This is a genomic window from Burkholderia sp. Cy-637 (genome assembly GCF_011753175.1).
Lineage (GTDB): Bacteria > Pseudomonadota > Gammaproteobacteria > Burkholderiales > Burkholderiaceae > Burkholderia > Burkholderia gladioli.
Genome location: NZ_VWWC01000010.1, coordinates 25,261 through 50,124, shown reverse-complemented (window position 1 = coordinate 50,124; position 24,864 = coordinate 25,261). Strand labels below are relative to the sequence as shown.

The 24,864-nt window shown below is 69.8% G+C and carries 20 protein-coding genes; 9 read left to right on the top strand and 11 right to left on the bottom strand.

Annotated features, from left to right (window positions below):
• Positions 1-45 precede the first annotated feature (45 nt).
• A complete protein-coding gene (locus F3J10_RS05170; RefSeq protein ID WP_167241414.1) occupies positions 46-690 on the top strand; it encodes an HD domain-containing protein in 645 nt (214 codons plus the stop codon).
• Between the two features lie 23 nt (positions 691-713).
• On the opposite strand, the gene F3J10_RS05165 is transcribed toward F3J10_RS05170, so the two are convergent.
• Together F3J10_RS05165 and F3J10_RS05160 are read right to left on the bottom strand one after the other, a co-directional pair.
• On the bottom strand, positions 714-2,012 hold the full coding sequence (locus F3J10_RS05165; protein WP_167241412.1) for an O-acetylhomoserine aminocarboxypropyltransferase/cysteine synthase family protein: 1,299 nt from the start codon (positions 2,010-2,012) through the stop codon (positions 714-716).
• A gap of 150 nt (positions 2,013-2,162) precedes the next feature.
• Entirely contained in the window at positions 2,163-2,930 is a 768-nt protein-coding gene (locus F3J10_RS05160) for a class II aldolase/adducin family protein (RefSeq protein WP_167241410.1), read from the bottom strand.
• 258 nt (positions 2,931-3,188) lie between these two features.
• On the opposite strand from F3J10_RS05160, the gene F3J10_RS05155 reads away from it, so the two are divergent.
• Positions 3,189-4,181 (top strand): LysR family transcriptional regulator, encoded by a 993-nt coding sequence (locus F3J10_RS05155; RefSeq protein ID WP_025098289.1) that lies wholly within the window; start codon positions 3,189-3,191, stop codon positions 4,179-4,181.
• A gap of 56 nt (positions 4,182-4,237) precedes the next feature.
• Positions 4,238-6,130 (top strand): S9 family peptidase, encoded by a 1,893-nt coding sequence (locus F3J10_RS05150; protein WP_167241408.1) that lies wholly within the window; start codon positions 4,238-4,240, stop codon positions 6,128-6,130.
• A 37-nt stretch (positions 6,131-6,167) separates the two neighbouring features.
• Here F3J10_RS05150 and F3J10_RS05145 read toward each other — a convergent pair whose 3' ends face one another.
• Entirely contained in the window at positions 6,168-7,250 is a 1,083-nt protein-coding gene (locus F3J10_RS05145; RefSeq protein ID WP_167241406.1) for a LysR family transcriptional regulator, read from the bottom strand.
• A 105-nt stretch (positions 7,251-7,355) separates the two neighbouring features.
• Here F3J10_RS05145 and F3J10_RS05140 point away from each other — a divergent pair, with 105 nt between their 5' ends.
• Together F3J10_RS05140 and F3J10_RS05135 are read left to right on the top strand one after the other, a co-directional pair.
• Positions 7,356-8,708, top strand: coding sequence for an aspartate aminotransferase family protein (locus F3J10_RS05140; RefSeq protein WP_167241404.1), 1,353 nt, complete (start codon positions 7,356-7,358; stop codon positions 8,706-8,708).
• Between the two features lie 285 nt (positions 8,709-8,993).
• Positions 8,994-10,427 carry an LLM class flavin-dependent oxidoreductase gene (locus tag F3J10_RS05135; protein ID WP_167241401.1) on the top strand — a complete coding sequence of 478 codons (1,434 nt, stop codon included), beginning with the start codon at positions 8,994-8,996 and terminating at the stop codon, positions 10,425-10,427.
• Positions 10,428-10,546: 119 nt separating this feature from the next.
• Here F3J10_RS05135 and F3J10_RS05130 read toward each other — a convergent pair whose 3' ends face one another.
• The 5 genes from F3J10_RS05130 to F3J10_RS05110 form a co-directional block, all read right to left on the bottom strand.
• Positions 10,547-11,767 (bottom strand): CAP domain-containing protein, encoded by a 1,221-nt coding sequence (locus F3J10_RS05130; RefSeq protein WP_167241399.1) that lies wholly within the window; start codon positions 11,765-11,767, stop codon positions 10,547-10,549.
• Positions 11,768-12,434: 667 nt separating this feature from the next.
• Positions 12,435-12,611 (bottom strand): hypothetical protein, encoded by a 177-nt coding sequence (locus tag F3J10_RS05125; protein ID WP_017919012.1) that lies wholly within the window; start codon positions 12,609-12,611, stop codon positions 12,435-12,437.
• A gap of 250 nt (positions 12,612-12,861) precedes the next feature.
• Positions 12,862-14,475, bottom strand: a complete 1,614-nt coding sequence (locus F3J10_RS05120; RefSeq protein WP_167241396.1) for a histidine-type phosphatase — start codon at positions 14,473-14,475, stop codon at positions 12,862-12,864.
• Positions 14,476-14,647: 172 nt separating this feature from the next.
• Positions 14,648-14,860 carry a hypothetical protein gene (locus F3J10_RS05115; RefSeq protein WP_025098282.1) on the bottom strand — a complete coding sequence of 71 codons (213 nt, stop codon included), beginning with the start codon at positions 14,858-14,860 and terminating at the stop codon, positions 14,648-14,650.
• A 124-nt stretch (positions 14,861-14,984) separates the two neighbouring features.
• The gene (locus F3J10_RS05110; RefSeq protein ID WP_167241394.1) at positions 14,985-17,216 is read right to left on the bottom strand and encodes an FUSC family protein; all 2,232 of its coding nucleotides are present in this window, start codon (positions 17,214-17,216) and stop codon (positions 14,985-14,987) included.
• A gap of 191 nt (positions 17,217-17,407) precedes the next feature.
• On the opposite strand from F3J10_RS05110, the gene F3J10_RS05105 reads away from it, so the two are divergent.
• Positions 17,408-18,391: a LysR family transcriptional regulator gene (locus tag F3J10_RS05105; RefSeq protein ID WP_167241392.1), complete on the top strand. Its 984-nt coding sequence runs from the start codon at positions 17,408-17,410 to the stop codon at positions 18,389-18,391.
• 150 nt (positions 18,392-18,541) lie between these two features.
• Here F3J10_RS05105 and F3J10_RS05100 read toward each other — a convergent pair whose 3' ends face one another.
• Positions 18,542-18,835, bottom strand: coding sequence for a DUF4148 domain-containing protein (locus F3J10_RS05100; RefSeq protein WP_167241390.1), 294 nt, complete (start codon positions 18,833-18,835; stop codon positions 18,542-18,544).
• A 283-nt stretch (positions 18,836-19,118) separates the two neighbouring features.
• On the opposite strand from F3J10_RS05100, the gene codA reads away from it, so the two are divergent.
• The 3 genes from codA to F3J10_RS05085 all read left to right on the top strand — a co-directional run bounded on the left by codA (position 19,119) and on the right by F3J10_RS05085 (position 22,577).
• Positions 19,119-20,378 carry a cytosine deaminase gene (gene codA, locus F3J10_RS05095; protein WP_166914706.1) on the top strand — a complete coding sequence of 420 codons (1,260 nt, stop codon included), beginning with the start codon at positions 19,119-19,121 and terminating at the stop codon, positions 20,376-20,378.
• Positions 20,379-20,529: 151 nt separating this feature from the next.
• Positions 20,530-21,894, top strand: coding sequence for a 2Fe-2S iron-sulfur cluster-binding protein (locus F3J10_RS05090; RefSeq protein WP_167241388.1), 1,365 nt, complete (start codon positions 20,530-20,532; stop codon positions 21,892-21,894).
• Positions 21,891-22,577 carry a M24 family metallopeptidase gene (locus F3J10_RS05085; RefSeq protein WP_167241386.1) on the top strand — a complete coding sequence of 229 codons (687 nt, stop codon included), beginning with the start codon at positions 21,891-21,893 and terminating at the stop codon, positions 22,575-22,577. The genes F3J10_RS05090 and F3J10_RS05085 overlap by 4 nt, the downstream gene beginning before the upstream one ends.
• 55 nt (positions 22,578-22,632) lie before the next feature.
• Here the strand turns inward: F3J10_RS05085 and F3J10_RS05080 are convergent, their stop codons facing one another.
• Complete coding sequence (locus F3J10_RS05080) at positions 22,633-24,000, bottom strand: amidase (protein WP_167241383.1); 1,368 nt, start codon at positions 23,998-24,000, stop codon at positions 22,633-22,635.
• Between the two features lie 45 nt (positions 24,001-24,045).
• Positions 24,046-24,753 (bottom strand): DUF2848 domain-containing protein, encoded by a 708-nt coding sequence (locus F3J10_RS05075; RefSeq protein ID WP_167234959.1) that lies wholly within the window; start codon positions 24,751-24,753, stop codon positions 24,046-24,048.
• Positions 24,754-24,864: the final 111 nt, after the last annotated feature.

Here is a 24,864-nt window from a genome sequence, read left to right as displayed (position 1 = left end):
CAGGCGCGCGCGGCGGGCGGCGCCATCACCCCACAGGATCCGACCATGACGAGCCATGCCGCCTTCGGCATCGACCTTCCCGACAGCCAACTGGCGCGCGAGGCCACCCAGTTGATCCGCGATACCGAGAGCGAGTTGCTGTTCCGGCATTCGACGCGCGTGTATTGCTGGGCCGCGCTGCTCGGCGGCCAGCGCGGCCTGGTGTTCGACCGTGAACTGCTCTACGTGGCCGCCATGTTCCACGACATCGGCCTGTGCGAGCACTACCACCACAGCCCGCTGCGTTTCGAGGTGGACGGCGCGAACGCCGCGCGCGATTTCCTGCGCGGCCACGGGATCGACGCGCACGATGTCGACAAGGTCTGGGCCGCCGTCGCGCTGCACACCACGCCCGGCATCCCCGAGCACATGCACCCGGAGATCGCGCTGATCCAGGCCGGCGCCGGCATGGACGTGGCGGGGCGCGGCTTCGAGCAGTTCAGCGATGCGCAGCGCGAGGCCGTGGTGGCCGCCTACCCGCGCGAGCGCGGTTTCGCCGAGCGGATGATCGAGGTGTTCTACCAGGGGCTCAGGCACCGCCCGGCCACCACCTTCGGCACCTTCAACGACGATTTCCTGGCCCACAAGGATCCCGGCTTCGCGCGCGTGAACCTGTGCAGCGTGATGCTGAATTCGCGCTGGGAGCGCTGAGCGCCCCCCGTGGCGACGCCGTTCTACACGGCTTCGAGCGCCTGCGCGAGATCGGCCAGCAGGTCGTCGAGATGCTCGATGCCGATCGACAGCCGCACGGTTTCCTCGCGCACGCCGGCCTTGGCCAGTTCCTCGGGCGAGAGCTGGCGATGGGTGGTCGAGGCGGGATGGGTGGCGAGCGACTTCGCGTCGCCGATATTGACCAGCCGCGTGAACAGCTTCAGCGCGTCCTGGAAGCGGGCGCCGCCGGCGCGGCCGTCGCGCACGCCGAAGGTCAGGATGCCGGGGCCGCGCCCCGACAGGTAGCGCTGCGCCAAAGCATGGTCGCGATGCTCGGGCAGTCCCGAGTAGTCGATCCATTCCACCTTGCCGTGGCCTTGCAGGAAGCGCGCCACGCCCAGCGCGTTGGCGCTGATCCGGTCGATGCGCAGGCCGAGCGTCTCGATGCCCTGCAGGATCAGGAAGGCGTTGAAGGGCGAGATCGCCGCGCCGGTATTGCGCAGCGGCACCACGCGCGCGCGGCCGATATAGGCGGCCTCGCCGAAGGCTTCCGTGTAGACCACGCCGTGATAGCTGACGTCGGGCTCGTTGAGGCGGCGAAAGCGCTCGGCGTGCTCGGCCCAGCGAAAGCGCCCCGAATCGACGATCGCGCCGCCGATCGCGGTGCCGTGCCCGCCCAGGTACTTGGTCAGCGAGTGCACCACGATGTCGGCGCCGTGCTCGAAGGGCCGCAGCAGGTAGGGCGAGGGCACCGTGTTGTCGACGATCAGCGGCACGCCGTGGCGATGCGCGATCTCGGCCAGCGCGGCGATGTCGGTGATGTTGCCGAGCGGGTTGCCGACCGATTCGACGAAGATCGCCTTGGTGCGGGCGTCGATCAGGGCGGCGAAGCTGTCCGGCTCGCGCGGATCGGCGAAGCGGGTGCCGATGCCGTATTGCGGCAGCGTGTGGGCCAGCAGGTTGTAGGTGCCGCCGTAGAGCGTGCTCGACGAGACCAGGTTGTCGCCGGCCTCGGCGATGGTCAGGATCGCGTAGGTCACGGCCGCCTGGCCCGAGGCCAGCGCCAGCGCGCCGACGCCGCCCTCGAGCAGGGCGAGGCGCTGCTCCAGCACGTCCTGGGTCGGGTTCATGATGCGCGTGTAGATGTTGCCGGGCACCTTCAGGTCGAACAGGTCGGCGCCGTGCTGCGTGTCGTCGAAGGCGAACGCCGCCGTCTGGTAGATCGGCACGGCGGCGGCGCGCGTGGTCGGATCGGGGCGGTAGCCGCCGTGCACGGCGATGGTGTCGAGATGCCAGTCGGCGGGTTCGCGGGCGGTGGTCATGCGGGCTCCTCCTGATGGTTCGTCGGTTCGGGATCCCGACGATTATAGGAAGCGCCGTCGCGCCGGCTTAGCGCGATTTCTTCGATCGATATGCCTGCTGCGCGGCCGTCGCGGCCCCTCGCGAGGTGGCCTGCGAGGGGCGGCGACGAATCATTGCGCGTAGCCGGGATTGTGCCGGTCGAGCTTGCGCAGCAGCGACGGCCAGACCAGGGTGCCCGGGCCCTGGTTGGTGGTGACGGTGGCCATCTGGCGGGTGATGCCGTCGAGGATCGGTTGGCCGATCGTGCGCAGCTTGCCGCCGCCGGCCTGCGCGCGCACCTGCATCATGCAGGCGGCCTCGAAGAAGTACATCGCGACGAAGGCCTCGGCCGGCGAGGCGCCCACCGTCAGCAGGCCGTGATTGCGCAGCATCAGGTGCGTGTGGCTGCCGAGGTCGGCCACCAGGCGCGGTTTCTCCTCGTCCTCCAGCGCGATGCCCTCGTAGTCGTGGTAGCCGAGCGAGCGCAGCACGATCAGCGAATGCTGGGTCAGCGGCAGCAGCCCGTCCTCCTGGGCCGACACCGCCGTGCCGTTGATCGAATGCACGTGCATCACGCAGTGCGCGTCCTCGCGCGCGGCATGCACGGCGCTGTGGATCACGAAGCCGGCCGGGTTGATCTCGTAGGGCGAATCCGACACCTTGCGCCCGTCCAGGTCGACCTTCACCAGCGAGGAGGCCGTCATCTCCTCGAAGCCCATGCCGTAGGGGTTGATCAGGAAGTGATGCTCGGGGCCCGGCACGCGCGCCGAGATGTGGGTGAAGATCAGGTCGTCCCAGCCGAACAGCGCCGTCAGGCGGTAGCAGGCCGCGAGGTTGACGCGCATCTCCCATTCCTCGGGGCTGATGTCGGAACGGCGGGCGGATACGATGGCGTTCATCCGTGTCTCCTGTGGTTCGTCGTCTCGTGAGGGGCCGGCGCGGCAGGGCGCGCGCGGCGGCCATGCCGCGATCATCGGCAATCGGGCTTGGCCTCGCTGTCGGCTGGCCGACACGGCAGCCGGTTTGCGCATTCTGCCGCGAAACGGGAGCAAGCGAGACGGAGCGGTCTGCTCACCGCTTCCGGCTCCCGCCCGGCCGCCGGCGCGCCCCGGAGCGACCTGCTACACTGAGCCGCCCCGATTTCCCCCTCAAGCGCCATGACCCTCGCGCCAGCCGGCATCCTCGCCGGCGCCACGCCGCTCAATCCGCAATGGCTGCGAACCTTCGAGATGCTGGTCGAGACCGGCAACTTCACGCGCGCGGCCGAGCGGCTCGGGCTCACCCAGGCGGCGGTCAGCCAGCACCTGCGGCACCTGGAGGACCAGCTCGGCCTGCTGGTGATCCGGCGCCCGCGCGGCATCGACATCACGCCGACCGGCCGCGTGGTGCTCGATTACTGCGCCGAGCTGGCGCGCGCCGACCAGCGCCTGCGCAGCCGCCTCGCCGAGGCCGACGCCGATTGCGGCGAGATCAGCCTGATCACGCCGGGCAGCATCGGCCTGGTGATGGCGCCCTGGCTGCTCGACATGCAGCTCGCCACGCCGGGCCTGGTGGTGCGCCATCGCTTCGCGCCCGATCGCGAGGTGCTCGACGCGGTGCTCTCGAATCTCTACGAGGTCGGGCTGGTCACGCTCAAGCCCGACGACGAGCGGCTCGCCGTGAGCCGCTTCGCCGAGGAGCCGCTCGAGCTGGTGGTGCCGGCCGACGACTACGTGAGCAACTGGGCGGACCTGGAACGGCTCGGCTTCGTCGATCATCCCGACGGCCTGGCGATGGCCAGCCGCCTGCTGAGCCGGCGCTTTCCCGACAATCCCGGCGTGCGCGGCCTGCCGCGCCGGGCCTTCACCAACCAGGTGGGGCTGATCCTGGAGCCGGTCGCGCGCGGCCTGGGCTTCACCGTGATCCCGCGTTACGCGCGCCAGGCCTTCGCGCGCCAGGAGGCGATCCGCGTGATCGAGTGCGGCGCCTCGGTGGTCGATACGCTGTGGCTGATCCACCGCTCGGAATGGACGCTGTCGGGGCGCATGCTGCGCGCGGTCGAGGCGTTGCGGCATCGGCTGCATACCACCTGCCCCTGTCCCGAGCCGGGCAGGACGGCGGCGCGCCTGGCCGGGGAAAAAGGTTCCGATCGCGCCGCGACGCTAGAATGAGCGATCCCGAGCGAGGCGCGTCCGGCGCCTCGGGCATCACCGGAACAGGAGAGTCCATGCAGCGATCCCCGCAGCGCGCCGCCCGGCGCCACGACGTCCGCGATTTCTTTCGCCGCCCCGAGCGCACCGGCTTCCAGCTTTCGCCGGACGGCCGTCACCTGTCCTTCCTGGCGCGCCATGAGGGCCGGCTCAACGTTTTCGTGCAGGCGATCGACGAGCGCGGCCGCCCGCTCGGCGAGGCGCGCGCACTCACGCATGAATCGCAGCGCGACATCGGCGGCTACGCGTGGAAGAACAACGATCGCGTGCTGTTCGTGAAGGACTTCGGCGGCGACGAGAACTACCACGTGCTGTCGGTGCCGATCGACGGCGGCGAGATCCTCGACCTGACGCCGTTCGAGCGCGTGCGCGCCGGCATCATCGACGCGCTGATCGAGGACGAGCGGCACGTGCTGATCTCGCACAACCAGCGCGACGCCAGCGTGTTCGACGTGTTCCGTGTCGACGTGGCGAGCGGCGAGGCCACGCTGATCGCCGAGAACCCCGGCAACATCCTCGGCTGGATGACCGACCACGACAGCAAGCTGCGGGTGGCGGTGGCCGGCGACGGCGTGAACCAGACCCTGCTGTACCGCGAGCGCGAGGACGAGCCGTTCCGCCCGGTCGTCACCACCAACTTCCGCGAGACGCTCGCGCCGCTGATGTTCAGCTTCGACAACCGCAAGCTCTACGTGCTGTCGAATCGCGGGCGCGACCGCGTCGCGATCTACGAGTTCGATCCGGTCACGGGCGAGGAAGGCACGCTGCTGTTCGAGCACGACAAGGTCGATGTGAAGGGCATGGGTTATTCGTACCAGCGCCGCGTGCTGACCACCATCTGGTACGAGGAAGCCAAGATCGGCTGGCATCACCTGGACCCGTTCACCGAGCAGCTGCATGCCGATCTCGACGCGCGCGTGCCGAGCGGCGAGGCCAGCATCGTCAGCTACACGCGCGACGAGTCGCGCATGCTGGTGCGCAACGCCTCGGACGTGTCGACGGGTTCGATCTGGCTCTACGACGTTGCCTCGCGCGAGCTGACCGAGCTGGCAACGCTGACGCCCTGGCTCGACGCGGCCGACATGGCGCCGATGCGGCCGATCGAATACCGCTCGCGCGACGGGCTGACGATCCACGGCTACCTGACGCTGCCGGTCGGCCATGAACTCGACGGCGGGGCGCTCGCCGATGCGGACAAGCTGCCGCTGATCGTCAATCCGCACGGCGGCCCCTGGGCGCGCGACCACTGGGGCTTCAACCCCGAGGTGCAGATGCTGGCCAACCACGGCTACGCGGTGCTGCAGATGAATTTCCGCGGCTCGATCGGTTATGGCCGCGCGTTCTGGGAGGCGAGCTTCGGCCAGTGGGGCCGCACCATGCAGAACGATATCGACGACGGCGTGGACTGGCTGGTCGAGCAGGGCATCGTCGACGCGAAGCGGATCGGCATCTACGGCGCCAGCTACGGCGGCTATGCCACGCTGGCCGGCGTGACCTTCACGCCCGAGCGCTACGCGGCGGCCATCGACTACGTGGGCGTGTCGAACCTGTTCACCCTGCTCGAATCGATGCCGCCTTACTGGAAGCCGCTGCTGGAGATGATGTACGAGCAGATCGGCGACCCGACCACCGAGGCCGGGCGCCAGCAACTGCACGACGCCTCGCCGCTGTTCTTCGCAGATCGCATCGTCACGCCGCTGTTCGTCGCGCAGGGCGCCAACGATCCGCGCGTCAAGCAGGCCGAGAGCGACCAGATCGTCGAGGCGCTGCGCTCGCGCGGCATCGACGTGCAGTACATGCTCAAGGAGAACGAGGGGCACGGCTTCGCCAACGAGGAGAACCAGTACGAGTTCTACGAGGCGATGATCGCCTTTCTCGACACGCACCTGGGCGGCAAGCGGGGCGCCTGAGGCGCGCCGCTTGCCCGACGAGCCTGCCTCCCGCGGTCTAGGCCCCGGCCGCGGCGCGCCTGGAGGCGCCGCGAATCGGTTTGGCCGGTTTGGCCGGTTTGGCCGGCGCAACCGATGCGCTCGTGTCGCCCGATGCCACCCCGCCTTTCTGGCTCTCCCCGCCGGCCTTCGCGCCGGCTTTTTTTTCACCTGCGTGCGCCGCGCCCAGGCATTCCTGGAACAGCAGCGCGGCCCGCGACGGCTGCGGCGAACGGCGGAACAGGCTGACGAAGCGGCAGCGATAGTGGAAGCGCCGCGGCGCGATCGCCTGCATGCGCCCGGCGCGCTCGAAGCTCTCGGCGTAATGGTCGGGCAGGAAGCCGAGGAACTTGCCCGACAGGATCAGGGTGGCCACCGATTCCTGGTCCGAGGCGGTCGCGCTGCGCGTGAGCCTGGCGCGATGCGTGAGCTTCAGGTTGGGCGAATGGAAGCCGAGCCCGGCGAAGGCGTGTTCGCGGATGCCGTCCCAGTTCAGCTTGTCGTGGGCGGCGCCGAACAGCGGATGGCCGGCGCCGCAGTAGAGCAGCATGCGTTCCTCGAACAGCTCGGTATAGACCAGGCTGCCGGAGCTGCGGTGCTCGGGGATGATGCCGATCTGGTAGCTGCCGTCGATCACGCCGCGCTCGATCTCCTGGATCGAGGCCACGTGCAGGTTCAGCACCACCTCGGGCGCGGCCTCGGTGAAACGGCGGATCGCCTCGGCCACGCGCGCCGCCGGGTTGGTGGCGGTCTTGTCGAACATGGCCACCTGCAGCTCGCCGCCCATGCGGTCGTGGATGCCGTCCACGCGGGCGCGGAACGCCTCCAGCGAGACCAGCAGGCGCAGGGTTTCCTCGTAGACGGTCTGCCCCTCGGGCGTCAGCGTGAAACCGGCGCGGCCGCGCCGGCACAGCACCAGGCCGAGCCGCGTTTCCAGGTCCTTGACGTGGCGGCTGATGGTGGAGATGCCGATATTGAGTTCCAGTTCGGCGGCGGCCATCCCGCCGCACTGCACCACCACCTTGAAGACGCGCAGCAGGCGCAGGTCCATGTCGCTGAGCTGGCCGAGCAGGGCGCGATGCTTGGGGTTTCTTACTTGCATGAATGCTCAAGTGAACATTGATATTGCGATATTCACAAGACTATCTGGCGACCCAACAATGCGCAACACACTGAACCCACCGAGGAGCGCCGCGCGCCTGCCGACATGACCGACACCGTGACCACCCCGCAAGCGGACGCGATCCGCACCGACGCCGCCTGGCTCGAGGCCCACTGGATGCCGTTTACCGGCAACCGCCAGTTCAAGCGCGACCCGCGCCTGATCGTGGAGGGCAAGGGCGCCTATTACACCGACGCCGAAGGCCGCAAGATCTTCGACGGCCTGTCCGGCCTCTGGTGCTGCGGGCTGGGCCATGGCCGCAGCGAGATCACCGAGGCGGTCAGCCGCCAGATCGCCAAGCTCGATTATTCGCCGGCCTTCCAGTTCGGCCATCCGCAATCCTTCGAACTGGCCAACAAGATCAAGGACCTGACGCCGGCCGGCCTCGACTACGTGTTCTTCACCGGCTCGGGCTCGGAAGCCGCCGATACCTCGCTGAAGATGGCGCGCGCCTACTGGCGCGCCAAGGGCAAGGGCAGCAAGACGCGCCTGATCGGCCGCGAGAAGGGCTACCACGGCGTGAACTTCGGCGGCATCTCGGTGGGCGGGATCGGGCCGAACCGCAAGCTGTTCGGCCAGGGCATCGAGGCCGATTTCCTGCCGCATACGCAACTGGCCCAGAACAAGTTCTCGCGCGGCCTGCCCGAGCAGGGCGCCGAGCTGGCCGATCGCCTGCTCGAGCTGATCGCGCTGCACGACGCCTCCAACATCGCCGCGGTGATCGTCGAGCCGTTCTCGGGCTCGGCCGGCGTGGTGGTGCCGCCCAAGGGCTACCTGAAGCGCCTGCGCGAGATCTGCACCGCGCACGATATCCTGCTGATCTTCGACGAGGTGATCACGGGCTTCGGCCGCGCCGGCGCGATGACGGGCGCGGATGCCTTCGGCGTGTCGCCCGACATCCTGAACTTCGCCAAGCAGGTCAGCAACGGCACCCAGCCGCTGGGCGGCGTGGTGGCGACCAAGGAGATCTACGACACCTTCATGGCCGCGGGCGGCCCCGACTACATGCTGGAATTCCCGCACGGCTACACCTACTCGGCGCACCCGGTGGCCTGCGCGGCCGGCAACGCGGCGCTGGACCTGCTGGTCAAGGAAGACGGCGTGGGCCGCGTGCGCGCGCTGGCGCCGCATTTCGAGAACGCCGTGCATGGCCTGCAGGGCGTGCGCCACGTGACCGACATCCGCAACTTCGGCCTGGCGGCCGGCATCACCATCGAGGGCGCGCAGGGCGAGCCGGGCCGCCGCCCGTTCGAGGTGGCGATGCGCTGCTGGGAGAAGGGTTTCTACGTGCGCTACGGCGGCGACACGATCCAGCTCGCGCCGCCGTTCATTTCGGAGCCGCGCGAGATCGACAACCTGGTCGGCGCGCTGGCCGAGGCGCTGAACGCGACGGCCTGAACCGGCGTCGAGAGGATTAGAGGCACGAGGAGACACCGGCCGGCGCCGCCCATGCGGCGCTGGCCCGGGCAGAAACGAAGCGGCACCGGTCATGCATGGCCGGTGCCGCTTTTTTCATGGCTGCGGCCTATCCGCCGGCGGCGATAAGCAATTGCCGCCGGCGCCGATAAGGTTTGCCGGAATCGATATTGGTCGCGATCCAGGCCATTCGATAGATTCGACGGATTGTCGTCCGACCGCGCGGCGGCTGCCCGGCGCGGTCTTTCCGAGCGGAGATATCGAATCATGAGCAAACCCATCCGGTTCAACGCCTTCGAGATGAACTGCGTCGGGCACCAGTCGCCGGGGCTGTGGGCCCATCCGCGCGACCGCTCCTGGCAGTACAAGGACCTCGAATACTGGACCGACCTGGCCAGGACGCTCGAGAAGGGCATCTTCGACGGCATCTTCATCGCCGACGTGATCGGCTATTACGACGTCTACCAGGGCAGCAACCATCACGCGCTGCACCAGGGCGTGCAGATCCCTGTCAACGACCCGATCCAGCTCGCCGGGCCGATCGCGCTGGCCACCGAGCACCTCGGCATCGGCATCACCGCCTCGACCTCGTTCGAGCATCCCTATACCTTCGCGCGCCGGCTCTCGACGGCCGACCATCACAGCAAGGGGCGGGTGGGCTGGAACATCGTCACCTCCTACCTGGAAAGCGGCGCGCGCAACCTGGGCCAGACCGGCCTGGAAGGGCACAACGACCGCTACGAGATCGCCGCCGAATACCTGGAGGTGCTCTACAAGCTGTTCGAGGGAAGCTGGGAGGACGGCGCGGTGCTGCGCGACCGCGAGCGGCGCATCTTCACCGACCCGGCGAAAATCCACCCGATCCGCCACCGGGGCAAGCATTTCGACGTGCCCGGCTACCACCTCTGCGAGCCCTCGCCGCAGCGCACGCCGGTGCTCTACCAGGCTGGCGCCTCGGGCTCGGGCAAGGCCTTCGCGGCGCAACACGCCGAATGCGTGTTCGTGGCCGCGCCCACCCGCGCGACCCTGCGCGACTACGTGGCCGACATCCGGCGGCGCGCGATCGAGGCGGGCCGCGATCCGGCCGAGCTGCTGATCTACACGCTGGTGACGATCGTGGTCGACGAGACCGACGCCAGGGCGCAGGCGAAGTTCGAGGACTACCAGCGCTATGTGTCCTACGACGGCTCGCTGGTGCTGATGTCGGGCTGGACCGGCATCGACTTCGGCCAGTACGCGCCGACCGACCTGGTCAAGCGGGTCGAGACCAATGCCATCGTCTCGGCCGTCGAGCATCTGGCGGGCGGCGACAAGAGCTGGACCATCGACGAACTGGCGCGCTTCGGCGGCATCGGCGGGCTGGGGCCGGTATTCGTCGGCTCGCCCGCGACGGTGGCCGACATCCTGCAGGAATGGGTCGAGGAGACCGGCGTGGACGGTTTCAACCTCGCCTATGCGCTGGCCCACGAGAGTTTCGAGGACGTGGTCGGCTATCTGGTGCCGGAACTGCAGCGGCGCGGCGTGTACCCGAACGCCTACCGGCCCGGCACGCTGCGCGAGAAGCTGTTCGGCGAGGGGCCGCGGCTCGGCGAGGCGCATCCCGGCGCGGCCTATCGCGACCTGTCGCGGTTCGCGCCGCCCGAGGCGGGCGGGGAGTCCAAGGCGGATGAAGCCGCCGGCGCCGAGGCGCTCGCGCGATAGGTGCACGAAGGGCGGCGCGATGCCGTCCTTCGGCCGCGCGCCGCCGGTTCACGGGCAGGAGAGGCGGTTCGGCAGGCGCCCGAACCGCTATCGCGCCACCGGCGGCGAGGCGCGGCGCCTCAGGTCGAGAACGACCAACTGAGCGCGAACGGATTCGCGCCGTAGTTCCCCTTCACGCTGACGGTATAGCGCGTCCCGGCCTTCAAGGGCGCCAGCGGCGTGCAGATCGCCGACGACTGCAATTCCGTGCGCGTCTGCTGGGGCAGGCTGGCCGTCGAGCGGGCCGCCAGCAGGCAGGGCACGTCGGCATTGGCGGCATCGACCAGGGTGAAGCTCGTCACGTCGAGCGTCGCGCCGGTCTTCAGCGCCTGCAGGCTGATCGGGTAGCCGAGTGTCTTGCCGTAGTAGCCGGGTGCGGGATCGGGGCTCTCGTAGTCGGCCCAGCTCGCGGGCACGCCGGACTGGCCGGCATAGGGATAGGCCAGCAATTGCGTGTCGGTGCCGATCTTCAATTCGTCGGCCATGTCGATCACCTGGTAGAACGAGGCGGTGGTGCCGCCGCTCGAGGTGGGCTGTACCTGGCTCGCAAAACCGGAACCGGCGGATTGGAAGTTGCCGAGCAGGCCCATTCGATGGAAGGGCGCATCGATCAATTGCGCGACCAGCGCATCGTTGGACGACAGCGCCAGCGGCGCACGCGCCTGCGAGGTCGTGATGCCGCTGAAGGCCAGTACCTCGCCGCTCATGTTGGTCGGGTAAAGCGCCTGGATCCGGTCGTTGGGCGTGGCGCCGGTATAGCCGGTCTTGCCCGCGATCTCGTCGTGCGAGGGGGCGCCGCTCCAGAGCATGTAGTCGGAATGGTTCTGCGCGGCGGTCGCGAGCGGGGCACGGCTGGCGAGGGCCGGCAGCCCGACCAGGGCACGCCGGTAATTCGCCAGGCACATGCCGGCCGATTTCGGATTGTCGAGGACCCGGTAGTGACTCACATAGGCGGCGCCTGGAGCCGGGTAGAGCGAAACCACCGAACTGTCGCCGGCCGATGCCGAGAAGCCCGGCTGCAGCGTGTAGCAATCCTGGCCATCCACCTGGACCGTCGTGCCTGCTGCCGCGCTGGGTGTGGCGGCAGGCGCGGACGGGGCCGCCGGGGCGGGTGTTGTCTCGGGACTCGACGCCGACGAGGCGCCGGCCGCGGCTCCGCTGTTGTCGCCGCTGCGCGTGGGCGCGACCGCGCTGCGGTCGCCGGGGCCGCCGGCGTTGATCACCGAGGGGCCGTTACCATCGCCGCCGCAGGCGGCGAGCAGGAGAAGAGAGAGCAGGCCAAGCTGTTTGATGTTTCCCATTTATCGAGAAGTCCTGATTGGATGGGCCGGGAGTCCGGCGCCGACGCGGGCATGGGCAGGATGCGCGGGCGACGGGGAGCACGAATTCGCCCTGCCTGCCGTCCTGCCTTTCTTATCGAATTTCCGTTCGATTTTCCTGGGGTTTTATCTTAAAAAAATGAAGAAATCCATATCGGAATGCGGCGTGGATGATTCATTGGCAGGCAGGATTTTTCAATCGGACGGCGAATGATTTTCACTGTTTTTCAGTGCTTATCCGGCCAATGAAATATCAATTGACATTGGCCAATTTCGGGGGGAATCGGAAGACTCTTATCCCGAAGAAGTCAATCGGTCTGCTGTTGACGGCGGGAGGGAGGGGGGAATGTGCGCGTCCGGCACGGTGGTGATGCGTGGGCGCTCGATGCCGTTGTTGATCGCGAGGCAAAAAAAAGCGGACGCCACGCGTCCGCCAAGAGGTTTGAGCAAAACGAACTACTGTTGCCGGCGGCAGGGCACCGCCGGCAAGCGCATGATACCGAATTTGATACGTTATATCATCGCCGATTCCTCAAGAATCAGCAGCGATTGATCGACATCGGGCAGGCCGAAAAAGACCAAGCCCGGCGCCAGGCAGGGCCTGGCGCCGGGCTTGCAGAGCACCGCTTCGGGGCAGCCTGGCGGCGGCTTAGACGCGGCGATCGTTGCGCACGGTGGCGCGAACCGGGCCGCGCGCGTAGCTGGTGGCGGCCTTCAACTGGAGTTGCGACTGGAGTTCGAACAGCGCCCATGCGTCGCGCAGCATCGCGCCGACCTGGGACAGGAACGAAGGCTTACGGGTTTGGGATTGCTTGGCGTTCGACATGATGATCGTATGTGCAAGAGTGACTAGGGTTACTGCTTAGGTGTTAACCCTAACGATAGACCTGGGGCGCGCCGAAGTCAACGGTCGCGATGCGAGGCTTGACTCGAATTGACGAAGCGTTGCGAAAACGCCGCGATGGGAAATATCGTGCCGGGTCACCGGCACGGGAGAGGAAAGGAAGACGGGGCGGGGAAGATGGGGTTCGAACCGCGGCCGGGGCTGGCGCGCCGGCCACGGCCCACGGCGTGGCTTACAGGTAGCCGTAACAGGCCTTGAGCCTGACGTAGTCGTAGAAATGGCTGCCGGCCGAGAGCTTCGCGCCGTCGCAGGCGGCCTGGAAATCGGTCTCGCGTTCGTTGTAGAGCATGCGCACCGCCAGGCTGGTGCCGTTGCGGTACACGTCCCATTGCACGTTGGCCGCCATCGGCGAGACCTGGTCGCCGCGCCAGGGGTTGTTGTCGTAGCTGTAGGTCTGCGCGGCCGGCATTGGCATGAACACGTTCTTCAGGTTCATCGCCGAGGCGAACGGGATGATCTCCTCGGCGTGCGTGAAGCGCAGCTTGGCGGCATTGCCCAGGTCGCCGCGCGCCACGGCGTCCACCTGGGCGAAGAAATCGTCGCGCAGGACGGTCGCCATCCGGTAGGTGACCGGGTTGGCTTCCTGCACGCCCGGCCCTTTCTGGTAGAAGTCGGCCGCGTCCTGCAGGTAGGCGAGATAACGCGCCTGCGGCGCCGCGATGTATTTCTCCATGCTCACGCCGCCGGTTTCGCTCTTCATCGCCGGCGCCACCTGCAGCAGGTTGTAGAGCACGTTGGCGGCGTCGACGGCCGACTTGATGGTGGTCTTGCCGTCGCCCTTGAGCGTGTTGCTGAACAGCGCGTCCGACGAGGCGAAGCTGTAGCTGCCGGTATTCGCGAAGGTATAGCCGGTGGTGCCGAGCCTGGCGAGGAAGGCCGGCGTGACGAGCGCCGACATCACCGTCTGGGCGACCTCGCCGGCCTGTGGCGAGGCATTGATCTCGGCGAGCTTGGCGGCGACGGTCGCGTCGCTCGAATAGGCCTGGTAGGCGAGGCTGTCGCGGTAGGTGGCGTAGTTCGCGTCGCTGGTGGTGCCGACCAGGTCGGTGGCCGCCTTCAGCGAGTGGAAATAGAGCAGGAAGCGGTTGGTGCCCGCGGGCTGCGCGACCGGCGCGCCTTCCGGATAGGGCGCCGGCGCGGCCGGCAGCGTGATGCTGGCCGCCAGCACCGGTCGCGCGGCCACCAGCGCGCCGGAGAAATAGGTCGAGCTGTCGACCGCGCGATCCTGGCCGGAATTGACCACCACCACCTTGCGCGAGCCGTCGAACAGCGGCGACATCCGCTGCAGCAGGCGCGCGGCGAGCTGCTGGTGCTCGCGGATGCCGGCTTGCGTGAGGTTGCCGTAGCCGGGCGTCGAGATACCGGCCACGCCGTAACCGAGCAGCGCATTGGCCTTCATCATCGCGAAGGTATCGGCCTTCAGTTGCTTGCCGAGCTCGGTCAGCGCGCCGTCGGCCTCGGCCTTCTGCAGCATCGCGTAGATCGCGCCGTCGTACTTGAAGCCCGACAGGCCGCGCGAACCATGCCGCGCCACCAGTTCCACGTAGATCGGCGCATAACCTGCCGGCGGCGCCTCGTAGGTCGAGGCGTCCTGCTGCGGTTGGTAGGGCGTCTTGGTCTGGTAGAAGGTCTCGGCGGCCGCCGCGGGCGGCGTGGCCGGCGGGGTGGCGGGCGATGGCGGCTGCTGCGCGGCCGGGCTGGCCGGCGTGTCGGTCGAATCGGGGCCGCAGGCGGCAAGGAAACAGGCGGCGGCGATCAGGGTCGCGCGGCAGGTCAGGGCAATCATGTTCGCGGGCGGGCTCGCTGCTGGCGGCCCCGCGCGGCGGGCGCGGGACAGCGGTGGAAAAATCGAGCCGCGAGTGTCGCAGAGGATTTTGACAGCAGAAAGTCGGCGAATAGAAAGCTTGGCTTCGATGGCGCGCCGCGAGCTGGCCGCGCCGGCCGCCGGCGGGCGATGCTCAGCTGCCGAAATAGATGTTGCAGAAGCTGGCCGGGCCGACGCAATCGGGCGGCGTCTGCGCGGGCACCTGCTGCGTGTGGCGGGCTCGATGCGCCTGCGCTTGCGAGGCCGGCGCGGCGCCGCCGTCGTTCGGGGCGGCGGGAGCCTGGGCATGAGCGATGCAGGCGGCGGACAGGGCGAGCGAGGCGAGGGCGAATTGCAGCGACTTCATGATGTGTTCTCCTGAACAGATGCCGTTGTTGCGGCGGTGAAGTCACTATAAAAGCGGGCCCTGGCGCGATTAAGCCGTCCGCCTGGAGAGCATCTTTCCATTTCGTGGAGAGATCGACGCGCGATCAGCGCCGCGGTTCGCGCAAGCGTCGCCGCGCACGCGCGAACGGCGCGTCGCGGTCGAGCAGGGCGGTGCGGATGAAGTGCAGCCCGACCAGCAGCCTGCGCATCCGCCGCCGTTCGCCGTCGATGGCGTCCCAGGCAGGTCGGGCGCGCAGGATCGCGCGGATCGCCAGCTCCACCGATCGTTGCGCCCGCAACAGCCGCCGCGCGTCGGGCGCCTCGAACAGCTCGGGCAGCAGGCGCAACGCGCGACGCACCGGCGCGAGCCAGCGTAGCGCGCCGGCCGCGCGCGCCGTCGCGAACGGCGCCAGTTCGCCGCGCAGGTCGATCACGGCATGACCGATCTCGAGCGTGACGAACAGCCAGCGCAGCGCCTGGCGATGCCGCGCCGAGCGCTTCATCAGCAGTTGCCGCAGATGCGAGGCCAGTTCGTGCGCGCCGCTCTGGAAGCGCGCGTGCAGGCCGTCGAGCGGCGCCTCGCAGGCCAGCCTGACGCGGCCGCGCAGGTCGTGCTGGATGCGCGCGATCAGCCAGGGCATCTCGGTCGGGAAGATCACCGCGAACACCAGCGCGGCCGTGAGCATCGCCGCGACCACCGCGATGCCGTTGTTGAGCAGCAGCTCGGGCTGGTAGACGGTGAGGTTGTCGGGGCCGGCCAGCAGGCAGAAGAACACGATGAAGCCGACGCCGACGCCCGACAGGGCGGGCCGCGTCGTCAGGTAGACGCCGGCGGCGAGGATCGGCGCGAGCGTCGCGCAGAGCAGCGCGAAGCCGTCGATGTTCGGATAGAGATGGCAGGTGACGAGATAACCGGCCAGCGTCGCCAGCGCGGCGCCGGCCGCCATCTGCGCGACGAAGCGCGGCGCGCGCGGCGAGGTGGAGCTCAGCGCGCAGGCGATCGCCGCGGCGATGGTGGCGAGGCCGCCGCTGGGCCAGGCCGTCGCCAGCCAGAAGGCGCCCACCACGGCGAGCACCACCACGCTGCGCACGAAGGTGAAGGCGACGAACACGCCATTGGTGCGCAGCGTGTAGCGCGGCACCTCGCCGTCGGTGTCGAGCACGTGCGTGTCGTGGGCCAGCGAGGCTCGGGTCTGCGCGTATCCGAAGAATTCGTCGGCGAAACGCGACAGCAGGTCGATCGCGGTATCGAAGTCGAGCAGGTCGTCGGGCGTGCCGGCGGCGATCGCGAGCCGCGACTCGCGCGCCTGTGCCGGCAGCGTGGCCAGTTGGCGGCTCAGGTCGAGCAGGGCGCCGGCCGGCTGCGGCGCGGCGTTTCCCATGCCTTCCCCACTTTCCGCACCTTCCGCCTGCAACGCGCCGAGCGCGGCCGCCAGCCGTTCCAGGTGCGGGGCCAGCGCTGCCAGCACGGCTTCGGCCCGCCGATGCACCAGCCGCTTGTGCAACTGGCGCAGCGCATGCAGCCGCGTGCAGGTGCTGACGAATTCGCCGTTCAGGCGCGCCAGGCGCCGGCTGCGCGCGCGGATGCGCGGATCCTCGAAGGAGGCGTAGGCGCGGATCGCGTCGAAGCCGACGATATCGTCGACGAAGTCGGCGAAACGCCGCTCGAACTCGCCGCGTTCGAGCCGGCCGCCCAGCGCCGCCGCCGCGAAGGCCACGAAGCGCGCGTGCCGCGCGTTCAGCGAGCGCATCAGCGCGCGGCTCGAACTGAGCGGCAGCACCAGCGCGCTGACGGCCGCCGAGCAGACGATGCCCACCGTGACCTCGGCCGCGCGCGTGAGCGCCGAGAGGAACAGCGCGTCGGGCGTCATCACGGCCGGGATGCCGATCAGCGCGGCGGTGTAGCCGGCCAGCACGTAGCCGTACCAGCGGAAGTGGCGGTTGCGCACCGCGCAGGCGATGCACAGGCCGATCCACAGCGTGATGCCGGCCATGTAGAGCCCGGGCTGCTGGGCGAACAGCCCGCCCAGCGCCAGCGCGGCCGCCAGGCCGACCACCGTGCCGATCGTGCGATAGAAGGCCTTGGCGAACACCATGCCGCTCATCGGCTGCATCAGCACGAACACGGTGGTCATGGCGATGCGCGGCTGGGACAGATCGAAGCGCATCGCGATACCCATCGCCAGCAGCGCGGCGCCCACCGTCTTGGCCAGGTGCAGCCAGACCAGGCCGTCCGAGAGCGCCCAATCGCGCGCGAGGCGCCCGAGCGGCGCGAGTCGTGCCGGCGCGCGACGGATTCCGGCGGCGGCACGGGGGGAGGCGGAGGCGGATTTCATCAAGGCGACGAGAGGCTGGTGGGGCGCAGGCGCGGCGGTTCAGGGAGGGAGGGCCGGTGCGCCGCAGATTGTAGAAGTCCGATAAACGCCCATTAACGCGGGTCAGGGGAAACCAGAGTTGCTGTACCGGTAACAATCGGATAAGCGCGCGGTAGGACAATGGCGCCTTCCCTGGCCGTCCCCCGATAAGCATGGACACCTTGCAAAACATGCGGGTCTTCGCCCGCGTGGTGGAAGCGGGCAGCTTCACCGCTGCCGCGCTGTCGCTCAACTCGACCACCGGCGCCATGTCGCGCGCCGTCTCGGAGCTGGAGGCGCGTCTGCGCACGCGGCTCATGAACCGCTCGACGCGCCGTCTCTCGCTGACGCCGGCTGGCGAAAGCTACCTGCTGCGCTGCCGGCAGATCCTCGCCGACGTCGACTCGGCCGAGGAGGAGGCGAGCTGCGCGCACCAGCGGCCATCGGGCCTGTTGCGCCTGCACAGCTACGCCAGCATCGGCCAGCACTACGTCCTGCCGGCGCTCAACGCCTATCGCGGGCAGCGTCCCGAGGTCTCGGTCGAGCTGACCCTGTCGCAGCGCGTGCCCGACCTGTTCGACGGCAGCAGCGACATGGCCGTGGTGACGGCCTCGTCCCTGCCCGATTCCGAGCTGGTCTCGCATCGGCTCGGCGAGACCTTCAGCATTCTGTGCGCTTCGCCCGCCTACCTGCGCTCGCGCGGCGCGCCGGCCACGCCCGCCGAACTGGCCGCGCACGACTGCCTGACGCTGCAGACGCCCGCCTTCCCGACCCACGACTGGCTGCTCGAAACCCGCGAAGGCCAGGTCGAGCAGATCCGCGTCAGCGGCCCGGTGCAGACCAATACCGCCGAATCGCTGGCGGTGGCGATCGGCGAGGGCGTGGGTATCGGCATGCTGCCGCTGTATGCCGCGATCGGCCTGCTGCGCGACGGCTCGCTGATGCGCGTGCTGCCGGCGCACACGCTGCAGCGCATGAGCATCTACGCGCTGTACCCGTCGCGCCGCTTCGTCGACGCGAAGGTGCGCACCTGGGTGGAGTTCCTGCGCGCCGACCTGCCCGATCGCATCGCGCGCGACGAGGCGATGCTGGCCTCGCTCGACGCGCGCATGCGCGCCGCGCTCGAGTCCACGCGCCGCAGCGGCGTCACGCCCTGAAGCCGCGGCGCTCGCGCGCGGCCAGGCCGAAGCGCGAGCGCGGGATTGGGGCGTTGTCATCGTCGACAGCCGAGGTTCGACATGGCGGCAGGCGGCCGAGGTCATGGCGCGCGTGCCGCCCGAATGCGGGCCGCCCGCGCGCCGGCCGTCTTACTGCTTGGCCTTGCCGGCTTCCGACACGGCTTGCCCGTTCGGGCCGTAAGCCTGCTTCGCGGCCTCGGCCTGCGCGAGTCGCCTGGCCTGCAGGCGCTGCTGCGCGGCCAGTACGTTCTCCGGGTAGTTCGCGTCGTTGCCGCTGGCCGGCGAGTAGCCGACCGATTCCAGGTCGACCAGTTCCTGGATCACCTGGGCGCGCGTCAGGCCGTGGTTGGCGGTCTGGGCGAAGGCGAGGGCGGGGGCCGCGATCACGAGGGCGGCGGCGGTCGAGGCGATGAACGTTTTCATGGTTTGGCTCCTTCTGGCGTTCCGGTTCGATGTCAACGCAACGATCGAATCCATGCAGGCAGTGTAGGGAGCGGCCGCGGCAGGAAACACCGGGCCGGCTGGAGGGCAGCCTTCCGGATCTCGCAACAGTGGCGCGGCTCGACGCCCGCTGCGCGGCGGTGATTTTGGTGGCGCGGGCGTTTGATTAGAATGAACGTCGGCCGGTGCCTGCCTCGCGCGCCCGGCACCCGCGATATCGCCCGGCACGCGCTTGCGGCGCCGGTTGCCCACCACAGGAACGACCATGAAGATCGTCAACGCGACGCTGCGCCGGCGCAGCGGCCTCCATACCCTCGAACTCGACGGCGCGAGCATCGCGCGGATCGTCCCGCAGGCGGCGCGCATCGCGCCGGGCCAGCCGAACGCGCCGGCCGCGCCGGACCTGATCGACGCCGAAGGCCGCCTGGTGATCCCGCCGCTGGTCGAGCCGCATATCCACCTCGACGCCGTGCTGACGGCGGGCGACCCCGAATGGAACCGCAGCGGCACGCTGTTCGAGGGCATCGAGCGCTGGAGCCAGCGCAAGGCCACCATCACCCACGAGGACACCAAGACGCGCGCCCACACGGCGATCGCGATGCTGCGCGACCACGGCATCCAGCACGTGCGCACCCACGTCGACGTGACCGATCCGACGCTGGCCGCGTTGGCGGCGATGCTGGAGGTGAAGGAGGAGGCGCGCGGGCTGATCGACCTGCAGATCGTGGCCTTCCCGCAGGAGGGCATCGAGTCCTTCGACGACGGCCGCGCGCTGATGGCGCGCGCGATCGAGATGGGCGCCGACGTGGTGGGCGGCATCCCGCACTTCGAGAACACGCGCGAGCAGGGCGTCAGTTCGCTGAAATACCTGATGGAACTGGCCGAGCGCAGCGGCTGCCTGGTCGACGTCCATTGCGACGAGACCGACGATCCGCATTCGCGCTTCCTGGAGGTGCTGGCCGAGGAGGCGCGCGTGCGCGGCATGGGCTCGCGCGTGACGGCCAGCCATACCACGGCGATGGGCTCCTACGACAACGCCTATTGCTCGAAGCTGTTCCGCCTGCTCAAGCGCTCGGGGATCCACTTCATTTCCTGCCCGACCGAGAGCATCCATCTGCAGGGGCGCTTCGACAGCTTCCCGAAGCGGCGCGGCGTGACGCGCGTGGCCGAACTCGACCGCGCCGGCATCAACGTCTGCTTCGGGCAGGACTCGATCCAGGATCCCTGGTACCCGCTCGGCAACGGCAATATCCTGCGCGTGCTCGATGCCGGCCTGCATATCTGCCACATGATGGGCTACGACGACCTGCAGCGCTGTCTCGACTTCGTCACCGACCACAGCGCGGCGGCCTTGTCGCTCGGCGAGCGCTACGGGCTGGAGGCGGGGCGGCCGGCGAACCTGGTGGTGCTCGATGCAGACAGCGATTACGACGCGCTGCGCCGGCAGGTCAAGCCGCTGCTGTCGATTCGCGCGGGGCGCGTGATCCTGCGGCGCGAGCCGGAACGGATCGCCTATCCCGCGTAAGCCGCGGCGCTGGCCTGAACAGGCGGCGGCACCTTGCGCGCCGAAGCCGCCAACGTATCTCGTCCATTGCCCCCGCTTATAGTCGTTGCCGCGGGCCTCTCGCACAGGCAAGATTCCGCCATCGTCGATTTCCGCCGGACCCCAGACAGTCGTGAAGATAACGGACGCCCCCACGCAGCGGCAATTCAGGACATCCAGCACCGAGGACGTGGTGAGCTCGGCGCTGGCCGCCGATTTCCCGGTGCGCTTTTCATGCCGCGAAGGCTTCTGCGGCCAGTGCCGCGGCGAGGTGCTGGCCGGGCGCTACCGCAGCGGCCGCGACGGCGAACCGCGCGAGGTCGCGCCGGGCGCCCGCGCCGAACCGGTGCTGCTGTGCCAGACCTATCCGCAGGCCGACCTGCTGCTGCGCGTGCCGCGCGCAGGCGACACCGCCTCGGGCGTGCGCGCCGCGCGCATTGAATCGATCGAGCTGGCGGCGGCCGATATCGCGGTGGTGCGCTTCACGCTGCTCGACGGCGAGCCCCTGCGCTACGAGGCCGGCCAGTTCATGGAGATCCGCTGGTCGGCGGCCGGCTACAAGCCGTTCTCGCTGGCGCGCGCCTGCGAGGGCGGGGCGAGCTTCGAGATCCATGTGCGCAAGATGGCGGGCGGCGAATTCACCGAGTGGCTGTTCGCCGAGGACGGGCGGCGCGCGGTGGGGGCGATCCTCGGCGTCGAGGGGCCGCTCGGCGAATTCGGCTGGCAGACGCCGCTGGATAGGCCGGCGGTACTGGTCGCCACCGGCACCGGCTTCGCGCCGCTCGAGGCGATGATCGAGGCGCATCGGCTGTGGGAGCGCGCCAGCCCCGTGCATCTCTATGTCGGCGCGCGGACCGCGGCCGATCTCTACGCGGATGCGCGGTGCCGCGCCTGGGCAGCGGCGCCCGGGCAGGCCGGCCTGCGTTACGTGCCGGTGCTGTCGGGCGAGTCGCGCGAGGGAATGCGCAGCGGCAGGGTCGACGCGGCCGTGATGGCGGATTTCCCCTCGTTGGCGCAGGTCGACGTCTATGCATGCGGCGCGCCGGCCATGGTCGAGGCGGCGCGGGCTGGTTTCGTCGGCGCGCGCGGCCTGCCGGCCGGGCGTTTCTTCGCCGATCCGTTCGCGCCGCCGCGCCCTTCGTCGGCGCGGCGCGACACGCTGCTGCGCATGAACCTGCGCCTGCCCGACGGCCGGCAAGGCCACTTGATGGCGGTGCAAGGGCGCCCCCTGCTGGGCGAACTGATGCGCGCCGGCATCGCGCTCCAGCATCTGTGCGGCGGCCATGCCGTCTGCGCGACCTGCGCGGTTGAGATCCAGGCCGGCGCCGACGCGCCGCCGCCCGCCGAGGACGAAGCCGAGCTGCTCGACTTCCTCGGCGCCGCGCCCGGCACGCGCCTGGCCTGCCAGTTGCGGCTCGCCGCCGGCTTCGAGCATGCGCAAGTGAGCTTGCCGCGAGGCCTGCTGCTCGACGGCCCGCAAACGGAGGCGGCGCGATGATGAAGCGCGAGGATTACGAGGACGTCGGCCCGCATTTCGACATCGAGGGCATGCTCGAGGTGCGTCGCCGCAGCCGCGAGGCGGTGCACGCGATCGCGGCGCGCATCGAGCCGGGCATGCGCGAGGAAGACGCGGCGCGCCTGGCGCGCGCGGTGCTGCGCGAGCGCGGGCTGCTGCGCGGCTGGCACAAGATCGTGGTGCGCTTCGGCCCGAACACGCTGCGCGAATACGGCAACCCCTCGGCGCCCGACGTGGTGCTGGGCGCCGACGATATCTTCTTCATCGATGTCGGTCCGGTCTGGCAGCGCTGGGAGGGCGACGCGGGCGAGACCTTCGTGGTCGGCCACGATCCCGAGATGCATCGTGCCCGCGCCGAGGTGTTCGCGCTGTGGAAGGCGGTGCATGCGCAATGGCGCGAGGCGCGCGTCAGCGGCCGCGCGCTCTACGAATTCGCCACGCGCGAGGCCGAGGCAATGGGCTGGGAGCTGAACCTGAAGCGGATGTCGGGGCACCGGATCGCCGACTTCCCGCACGAACCGAAGTTCGCGGGCACCTTGTCGACGGCCGATATCGTGCCGAGCGCCCATGTCTGGATCCTGGAGATGCATATCCGTCATCGCACGCGCGGCTTCGGCGCCTTCTACGAGGACCTGATGCTGGAGCGCGAGGTGCTGGCGCGCTGAATCATGAGGCAGGCAAGCGGGCCCGGCCGGAACGATCGGCCGGGCCCGCCGCGTTTCAGTGGAGCAAGGCCTGCTCGATGCCGGCCGCCACGCGCAGCACGCGCGCATCCTCCAGCGCGAGCCCGCCGACGCTGAGCCCCACCGGCGCGCTGCCGGCCGGCGTGCAAGGCAGCGACACGGCGCAGCCGTCGAGGAAGTTCACCACCGAGGGATTGCGCAGCACCAGCCCGTTGGTGCTGGCGAAGCGCGCCGCGTCGGCTTCGAGCGGGGCGATCGCGGGCGGCACGATCGGCACGGTCGGCATCAGGAAGGCGTCGAAGCCCTCGAACGCGGCGCGCGCCTGTTCGATCGCCTCGGCGCGCGCCGCCTGCAACTCGATGTAGTCGGCCGCGAGCGCCGGCTCGCCGATCCGCAGCCGCGCCAGCACGCGCGGGTCATAGGCGTCGGCGCGCGTGGCCAGCGTCTTGCGATGCAGCGCATAGGCCTCGATCGGCGAGAAGCCGAAGCGGTTGATCGAAGGCAGCATGTCGAGCACCGGCAGGCGCACCGGCACCAGCTTCGCGCCGGAGCGCGACAGGCGGCCCAGCGTCTCGTCCCAGGCGCGCGCGACGGTCTCGTCCATCTGCTCGGTCACGTAGTTCGACAGCACCGCCAGGCGCAGGCCGTCGAGCGGCGCCGCCGGCTGCGAGAAACCGCCGGCCTCGACGGTCTCGCCGGCCAGCAGCCGGTCGATCAGCGCGCAGCAGGCCACGCTCGGCGCGATCGCGCCGGTCGAATCGAGCGTGGTGGAGAGCGGGAACATGCCGCGCGTCGAGATCCGCCGCGCGGTGGGCTTGAAGCCGGTCAGCCCGCAGAACGCGGCCGGAATCCGCAGCGAGCCGCCGGTATCGCTGCCCAGGCCGGCCGCGGCCATGCCTTGCGCGACCGAGGCCGCGGCGCCCGAGGAGGAGCCGCCCGCCACGCGCGGCTCGTCGGGCTGCCAGGGCGAGCGCGGCGTGCGGTGCCAGGGGTTGACGCCGAGCCCCGAGAAGGCGAACTCGCTCATGTTGGTGCGGCCCACCAGCACCGCGCCGGCGCGGCGCATCAGCGCGATCGCGGGCGCGTCGGCCGCGGCGGGCGGCGCGTCGTCGAGCACGCGCGAACCGGCGCGCGTGACCTGGCCCGCCACGTCGTAGAGATCCTTGACCGAGACGGGCAGGCCCGCCAGCGGCGACAGGCGCACGCCGGCGCGACGCAGCGCGTCCTGCGCATCGGCCTGGCGGCGCGCGTCGTCGGCATCGACCCGGCAGAACGCGTGGGCGCCGTTGCCGCCCTCGGCGTCGATGCGCGAGAGCGCGATATCGACCAGCTCGCGGCTGGTGGTGGTGCCGGCATCGAGTTGCGCGGCGAGAGTCAGCAGCGGGGTGGCGGGCGTGAAGCGCATCGGGGTGTCTCCGGCAGGTTGGTAGGGCGCGCGCATGGCGGCCGCTCAGGCGACCACGGGCAGCGCCTGGACCGCATAACGGTGGCGCAGGCTGCGGCCGAGCACGGGGTCGTGCAGCTCGAGCTCGAAGGCGTCGCCGCTCTTCATCGCGGCCATCTCGCCGAGCACGGCCAGGGTGCCGCTGTACATCGCGCTGCCGGCCGGCAGGGCCTCGATGTCGATGCCGCCGTGGCGTTGCCACAGCGCGGCGGGCGGCAGCAGGCCGTCGACGCTGCCTTGCTGGTAGGCGCGCGCGCTGCCGTCGGCGGCGACCAGGCGCGCGCGCAGCTCCAGGCGGTCCCAGTGCGCGGCCACCTCGGCGTAGCGCCAGGCCTCGCGCGCCACCGGCTTGACGCAGACCTGCTTGGAGACGGCCACGCTATAGGCCTCGGTCTTGCGGTCGGTGTGATCGGAGCCGATCGTCACCAGGGTGCCGAGCGGGCTGCCGAACAGCACGCATTCGATCTCGCCGCTGGTGTCGGTGCCGAGCACCTCGACCGTGTCGGCCTGGCTCAGTTGCTGGGCGGCGACGCGGTAGAAGCAGGGCGTGCTGGAGGGCGGCGCCACGCCGAGCGCGGCCAGTTCGTCGATGTGGTGCTGGATCGCGGCCGCGTCGCGGCCGGCCCAGCCGGCGATGACGAGCGTGTCGAAGCCGAGTTCGAGCGTGCAGGCGGCGCCGTCGGGCGAGGAAACGGTGAAGGAAAGCTGGGTCATGTCGGGTTCGGGTCGTGCGGGAGCCGGCGTCGCGCCAGGCGCGCGGCCGGCCTCGCGCGGCGCCCGGGCATCGCGGCCCGGGCATCGGCTAAGACGGCCGCGCCGGCATGG

What these genes read in the sequence shown, in the direction of transcription:
- F3J10_RS05140 (WP_167241404.1), top strand. Translation starts at nt 7,356, where the DNA reads ATGACCGACACCGTGACCACCCCGCAAGCGGACGCGATCCGCACCGAC.
- F3J10_RS05160 (WP_167241410.1), bottom strand. Translation starts at nt 2,930, where the DNA reads ATGAACGCCATCGTATCCGCCCGCCGTTCCGACATCAGCCCCGAGGAA.
- F3J10_RS05170 (WP_167241414.1), top strand. Translation starts at nt 46, where the DNA reads ATGACGAGCCATGCCGCCTTCGGCATCGACCTTCCCGACAGCCAACTG.
- F3J10_RS05110 (WP_167241394.1), bottom strand. Translation starts at nt 17,216, where the DNA reads ATGAAATCCGCCTCCGCCTCCCCCCGTGCCGCCGCCGGAATCCGTCGC.
- codA (WP_166914706.1), top strand. Translation starts at nt 19,119, where the DNA reads ATGAAGATCGTCAACGCGACGCTGCGCCGGCGCAGCGGCCTCCATACC.
- F3J10_RS05155 (WP_025098289.1), top strand. Translation starts at nt 3,189, where the DNA reads ATGACCCTCGCGCCAGCCGGCATCCTCGCCGGCGCCACGCCGCTCAAT.
- F3J10_RS05120 (WP_167241396.1), bottom strand. Translation starts at nt 14,475, where the DNA reads ATGATTGCCCTGACCTGCCGCGCGACCCTGATCGCCGCCGCCTGTTTC.
- F3J10_RS05100 (WP_167241390.1), bottom strand. Translation starts at nt 18,835, where the DNA reads ATGAAAACGTTCATCGCCTCGACCGCCGCCGCCCTCGTGATCGCGGCC.
- F3J10_RS05115 (WP_025098282.1), bottom strand. Translation starts at nt 14,860, where the DNA reads ATGAAGTCGCTGCAATTCGCCCTCGCCTCGCTCGCCCTGTCCGCCGCC.
- F3J10_RS05130 (WP_167241399.1), bottom strand. Translation starts at nt 11,767, where the DNA reads ATGGGAAACATCAAACAGCTTGGCCTGCTCTCTCTTCTCCTGCTCGCC.
- F3J10_RS05085 (WP_167241386.1), top strand. Translation starts at nt 21,891, where the DNA reads ATGATGAAGCGCGAGGATTACGAGGACGTCGGCCCGCATTTCGACATC.
- F3J10_RS05145 (WP_167241406.1), bottom strand. Translation starts at nt 7,250, where the DNA reads ATGCAAGTAAGAAACCCCAAGCATCGCGCCCTGCTCGGCCAGCTCAGC.
- F3J10_RS05165 (WP_167241412.1), bottom strand. Translation starts at nt 2,012, where the DNA reads ATGACCACCGCCCGCGAACCCGCCGACTGGCATCTCGACACCATCGCC.
- F3J10_RS05075 (WP_167234959.1), bottom strand. Translation starts at nt 24,753, where the DNA reads ATGACCCAGCTTTCCTTCACCGTTTCCTCGCCCGACGGCGCCGCCTGC.
- F3J10_RS05125 (WP_017919012.1), bottom strand. Translation starts at nt 12,611, where the DNA reads ATGTCGAACGCCAAGCAATCCCAAACCCGTAAGCCTTCGTTCCTGTCC.
- F3J10_RS05105 (WP_167241392.1), top strand. Translation starts at nt 17,408, where the DNA reads ATGGACACCTTGCAAAACATGCGGGTCTTCGCCCGCGTGGTGGAAGCG.
- F3J10_RS05135 (WP_167241401.1), top strand. Translation starts at nt 8,994, where the DNA reads ATGAGCAAACCCATCCGGTTCAACGCCTTCGAGATGAACTGCGTCGGG.
- F3J10_RS05080 (WP_167241383.1), bottom strand. Translation starts at nt 24,000, where the DNA reads ATGCGCTTCACGCCCGCCACCCCGCTGCTGACTCTCGCCGCGCAACTC.
- F3J10_RS05150 (WP_167241408.1), top strand. Translation starts at nt 4,238, where the DNA reads ATGCAGCGATCCCCGCAGCGCGCCGCCCGGCGCCACGACGTCCGCGAT.